Origin of the sequence: Micromonospora sp. CB01531, from assembly GCF_001905095.1 — a bacterium.
Lineage (GTDB): Bacteria > Actinomycetota > Actinomycetes > Mycobacteriales > Micromonosporaceae > Micromonospora.
The window spans coordinates 1-4,736 of the sequence record NZ_LWLS01000110.1 but is presented as its reverse complement, the minus strand read 5'-3'; the positions used below and the strand labels follow the sequence as shown (position 1 = coordinate 4,736).

Annotated in this window: 5 protein-coding genes and 1 pseudogene; 3 read left to right on the top strand and 3 right to left on the bottom strand. The window is 66.1% G+C overall.

Translation table 11 applies throughout. The features are described from left to right. Positions 1-490 precede the first annotated feature (490 nt). The 3 genes from A6A27_RS33625 to A6A27_RS33615 all read right to left on the bottom strand — a co-directional run bounded on the left by A6A27_RS33625 (position 491) and on the right by A6A27_RS33615 (position 3,158). The gene (locus tag A6A27_RS33625) at positions 491-1,942 is read right to left on the bottom strand and encodes a hypothetical protein (RefSeq protein WP_073838691.1); all 1,452 of its coding nucleotides are present in this window, start codon (positions 1,940-1,942) and stop codon (positions 491-493) included. Next, positions 1,939-2,700: a hypothetical protein gene (locus A6A27_RS44595; RefSeq protein ID WP_158074111.1), complete on the bottom strand. Its 762-nt coding sequence runs from the start codon at positions 2,698-2,700 to the stop codon at positions 1,939-1,941. The genes A6A27_RS33625 and A6A27_RS44595 overlap by 4 nt, the downstream gene beginning before the upstream one ends. A gap of 113 nt (positions 2,701-2,813) precedes the next feature. Continuing rightward, the gene (locus tag A6A27_RS33615; RefSeq protein WP_073838689.1) at positions 2,814-3,158 is read right to left on the bottom strand and encodes a hypothetical protein; all 345 of its coding nucleotides are present in this window, start codon (positions 3,156-3,158) and stop codon (positions 2,814-2,816) included. A 338-nt stretch (positions 3,159-3,496) separates the two neighbouring features. Between A6A27_RS33615 and A6A27_RS47815 the strand changes: the two genes are divergently transcribed. The 3 genes and pseudogenes from A6A27_RS47815 to A6A27_RS33600 all read left to right on the top strand — a co-directional run. Further along, positions 3,497-3,727, top strand: coding sequence for an integrase core domain-containing protein (locus tag A6A27_RS47815; RefSeq protein WP_143194301.1), 231 nt, complete (start codon positions 3,497-3,499; stop codon positions 3,725-3,727). Positions 3,728-3,765: 38 nt separating this feature from the next. Then, positions 3,766-4,245 (top strand): nucleotidyltransferase family protein, encoded by a 480-nt coding sequence (locus A6A27_RS33605; RefSeq protein WP_073838688.1) that lies wholly within the window; start codon positions 3,766-3,768, stop codon positions 4,243-4,245. A gap of 243 nt (positions 4,246-4,488) precedes the next feature. After that, positions 4,489-4,736, top strand: a pseudogene (locus A6A27_RS33600) (IS1182 family transposase); the annotation flags it as partial.

Below are 4,736 nucleotides of genomic sequence, written 5' to 3'. Positions count from 1 at the left end.
CCCGCCTCGCCCTCTACCAGCACGATCGCCGGTGGCCGGGCCAAGGCGCCCCTGAGCGCCGCCATCTCCCGATCACGACCCACGAAATCCGGCGTAGAAACCGTCGGTGAAGTCCCGTCGTCCTCGGGCGAGGGGTCGAGCATGCGTGATGATCTCGCTTTTCGATGCTCGGGCGCAAGTACCATCGCGGCGACTCGCGTTGCGAGGTCCTCAGCCGGAGTGAGCGATGCCCACCGAGAGTGGTGACGGCGCCCTGCACCCTGGGTGACCCTCTGGGGACGTGATGCCAGCGGTCAACGGGATATGGCTCTGGCCCGAACTTCGGATGCTGTTGGTGATCTTGGTGTCAGTCGTCAGTCGCTGAGCGGAAGAGGGGCCCAGGAAGCCATCTTCGGCGTGACCGATCCGCGCTCGTCAGGCTGATGTCAGACGTACCAGGGACGAGAGGGGATATCGCAAGTGTTGCTAAGGCCGACGCACCAAGTCGTCCTCAACCTCGCCGGAACCAACGACGCCGGCCAGCTCCTACACCATCCTGCCCCGCCGCGGTCACCGGCTGTGCGTCACCGGTCAGAGGCTGAGCCACCTCCTTGCTTGCAGGAAAGAACAGCAGTCGACGAATCTCCTCGGCGTCCTCCTCACGCCAGGCATCGAAGAGATCTAGCGGCGTGATCACCGGTTCAGCCTGAGCGGCCAGGAACTCCGGGCGACCGTATGGCTGCCGACTCCGTTCCTGCGGGGCGACCCGGAGCTGGTGACCTAGGATCAGCGCGCCGCCCACCACTGGAGTGACACCTGGTAGCTTCTCCCACTCCCGAAGGTGACGAACGAGATCCTGGTAGGCGCGCTCCGGAGCGCTGCCACTGACACCCTTCACCTCGACCAGCCGCGTGCGACCGGCGTAGGTACAGAGCAGATCAGCGTTCTTGGTGCCGCCGAGCTCTTCGTCAAGGTCGACGACATCGACTCCGGCCGACTCCAGTACCGTGCGGACCGCGACGACGAGCTGCTTGCCGGTGCCATAAAGCAGCCCCTCGCGGACCGTCGATGCCACAGTCTGGGCTTCCTCGAGATCGCGCTCCAGCCGCCGCCGACGAGTGACGTAGTCCGCCTCAAGTTCAGCCAGCGCCGTTCGCACATCACGTTCAAGACGGGTCATAAAGGTCTCGTCGGTCGCGAGCTGACGCCTCGCCCGACGCATCGCGCCTGGGACGAACTCCGGCAGCGCCTGCTCCCGCAACCACTCCAGGAGAAGTGGCCACGGCGTCTCAACGGGCACGATGTATCGCCGCTCGACACCATCCGGCGAGATCCATGCCGCCACGACCGGCTCACCGAGCTCAGTCTCCAAGATCGGCACCAGAGTGCCTTCGGCGGGATGCTGGACTCGCCCGTTGTACGACTCAAGCGTCGCTCCGCTGAGCGACAGACTGCGCCACAGAGGTGCCGGGTTGCAGTTCAACATCCGTAGTGCGAGCTGGCCGTCGGCATCACCGAGATCCTTGGCAGCCCGTATCCGCGCACCCTTGCCGATCGGCCGACTGCTGACGCTCGTGTAGCTCTGGCCGAAAGAAACGGAGCCATCATGTTGGAAGAGGACACTGCACGCCTTGCCTTCGACGTCACCGATAGGGCTGACCACCAGGGCGGTCTCGCCTCGGCTCTCGGCACCCTGCCGGAAGCGGTTGAACTCATCGGCGCCATGCCCGGAGTAGACGCTCGGCTGCAGAGCCACTGCACAGTCGGAGGTGTCAAACCCCACCCATCGGGGATCAAAGCCAAGGGCAGCCCAATCGAAAGTCGCACTGGCAATCGTTGGGCGACGCTGCTCCTGCAGCCACGGTGCTGCTTCCTCACCGAACTGGCGCTGCTTGGCCTCGATGTCGTCCCAGTGGTCAGGCGGCTCAGACCCGACGTGGACCGGGATCGGGAGCTGTGTCATGCCGTAGCTCCGGCAGACGAACCAGCGAAGTGAACGGTGAGCTGCTGCATCTTGCGCAGGTACACCGGGGCGATCGTCAGGTGGACCCGCGCCGTGTCCTCGTCGATCTGCCGCCCGGTCGGATGACCCACCTCGTTGCGAGTCAAGCGAATCAGGTCAGCGATGGCATCGAGCGTGAGAGCGTCAGCGAGCCCGTCCGGCAGATCCTGTCGAACCGGCTCGATGCGCTTTCGGAACTCCGTCCACAGCGCGAAGTAGTTGCTGCGTGGCTTGGCGAGCTCCTTGGCCATGGCCGGTGCGCCGGCCATGGATGAGGTGGCGTAGGACTGGGCCATGACCAGGAACGCGCGCTCGGCGGCGACGCCGAGCATGACCGAAGTGGCGAGGTAGCACCGCCCGTTAAAGGACCGCAGTGCCTCAGTGAGGTACAGCTCGATGAGGTCGTCGAGGTCTGGGATCTCGCGGCGGATCCGATCCAGGTAGCCATCCGGATCACGAGGCTCCCAGCTGCCGCCCTTGGCGACTCGCTGCCCATCAGCCGAGAGGCGCCACTGCCAGTTGTCAGTGCCTGAGCCCTGGCCGGCGGTGTCTAGGTAGACCAGACCGTCGCCGACGAGACCCCACAGTGCTTCCCACACCTCTGCCTCGGAGCAGCCAGTCTCCTGACGAATGGTGCCCACGAGGTACGGACGACCGAATCGTGAGGCACCCCCGCTGCCGAGGCGCTGAAGAACAGTACGCCGAACATTCACAGTCATGGAGCAATTCGATCATCGAAGACTGACAGATTCGGGTGCGTCGAACTGTTGTTCACTTCTTGAAGCGTCGGAGAAAGTCCGTGGCTAGCTCCTGCCAGCCTTCGGCCGGGACGTCACCCGTCGATCCACTCCGCCGCTTGGTCGACGTCGACCTCGCCGTCCGACCAGACGTTTCGCGGGTAGATGGCAATCTCGCGCCCGCTCGTGTCCCAGTAGAAATTAGAGGTTTGCTTGCCCTCGTCGGCACGAGTCATCACCCGGGCGCCATCGCCGCCGTGGCGGATGTCGGTGTCGACCTGGGAGAAGCGGTGCCGATACTGCCACGACCGCCAGGCGCCCTCAAAGGACAGGTCGATGGCGACCTTGTCCCACGGCAGCGTGAAGCGGTCGCACATGATCAGGCCGAGGGCCATGCCCTCGGAGACTGCGTTGCGGTGACGCGATGGAGTGATCGCCATAGCTGGAATGCTAGCCAACACCGCCGACATTCCGAGGTGGCGACAGTCGCACTTACCAGCTCAGAGGCTGGAGCGGATTTGACCAGGAGTACCAGGTCGATCGGGCTAAACCCGACCGGCTGAAGGGAGAGCCAGCGTTGGAGCTCGCCGCGGTGGCGAGCAGGCCGCCTGCGGTTACGCAGGCGTGGGACCTCTGATTTGCCGCAGCCCAGCGCTGAACATGGTCGCCGTCACCCGTGGCGGCGACGTCGCTGGAGTGATCTTCCACTCGGACAGGGGCAGGCGATTACATCCCGGCCGACTCGCCTGAGGCCTGCGCCCACGCGGAAGGCCAGTCGATGGGGCGGGCCGGGTCGTGCTTCGAGAGCGCGTTCGTCGAGGCCGACTTCTCCGCCATCAAGGTCGAGTACGTACACCGCCGCAGCTTGCACACCCGCACCGAAGCCCGACTCAAGATCGCTACCTGGACCACCGACTACTACGACCGGCGCCGACGGCACTCCGTCTGCAACTGGAGATCCCCATCGACTACGAAAGATCATCCGCGCCCTGGAGGTCCAGGCATATAACGACGCCCTCCACAATTCCAGGGGATTGACCCTCCGGCTTGCCGGACGCCTGGATCGGTGCGGGTGCCATCGGCGAGCTCGTCTGGAGCGAACGGTACGGCGAGCGCCTCGACCCTTCATCCGTGCGTGACACCGACGCCTTCTTTTCTCGACCTGACGCACCGAGCTGGGAGTGCGACCCCCGGCGGCTGGTGGCGGCCTGGCCGGATACTCCGTGGGAGGCGAAGAACCAGGCCGCCATGCACACCTGGTATCCGGCAAAGTTCAGCACGGCCCGGTGGCCCCCATTGCGCACCATCGCCGACGAGGTCGCCGCCCGGCATGAGTACCCCACAGCCGTGGCCGTCCGCCTCGACGCGCACGACCGGCTCGTCGTCTGCGGGCCGTACGGCCTCGACGACCTGCTCGACGAGGTGCGGCGGCGCAACTCGACCAGGGTCAGCCCGGAGATCTCCTGGCAACGACTCGCCCGCCACCGACCCGCCGAACGCTGGCCCCGGGTTCGAGTTATGCCCTGAGCCGGCGCTCGAAGCCCGGGACGGTCGCCGCCGAGGCCGCCTCCTGACGGCCGGCGAGGCCCGGGCCGGGGAGCGGAAGGCTCCTCATGATCTTGGATGGTGTGCGCGGTGTGTGCTCTCCAGCGACCCTGTTGGCCATTTGATGGCCTGGTAGGGCGCGCGTCGCGCGTTGGTCGGGCTGCGGCTTTGCGATGGTCGGGCGCGGTCGTCTTTCCCCTTCCCGGCCGTAGGATCGGGTGTCTGATGTCGATGCAGCCGTTGCCGTGGCCCGAGCCCGCGGGAGAGATCACCCGGGCGGTCGCGGAGATGTATCGGGGGCGGCGGGCGCCGTTGCCGGTCGCGGTCCGTGACGAGTTGGAAGAGCTGTTCGCCGACGCGGAGTTCGCCGAGGCGTTTGCCGCTCGCGGGCCGCAGGGCTGGTCGCCGGGGCGGCTGATGTTGGTGACCGTGTTCCAAGCGGTGGAGAACCTGACCGACCGGCAGGCCGCGGA

Coding starts and splice junctions, on each gene's coding strand:
- A6A27_RS44595 (WP_158074111.1), bottom strand. CDS start 2,700: ATGACTGTGAATGTTCGGCGTACTGTTCTTCAGCGCCTCGGCAGCGGG.
- A6A27_RS33615 (WP_073838689.1), bottom strand. CDS start 3,158: ATGGCGATCACTCCATCGCGTCACCGCAACGCAGTCTCCGAGGGCATG.
- A6A27_RS33625 (WP_073838691.1), bottom strand. CDS start 1,942: ATGACACAGCTCCCGATCCCGGTCCACGTCGGGTCTGAGCCGCCTGAC.
- A6A27_RS47815 (WP_143194301.1), top strand. CDS start 3,497: ATGGGGCGGGCCGGGTCGTGCTTCGAGAGCGCGTTCGTCGAGGCCGAC.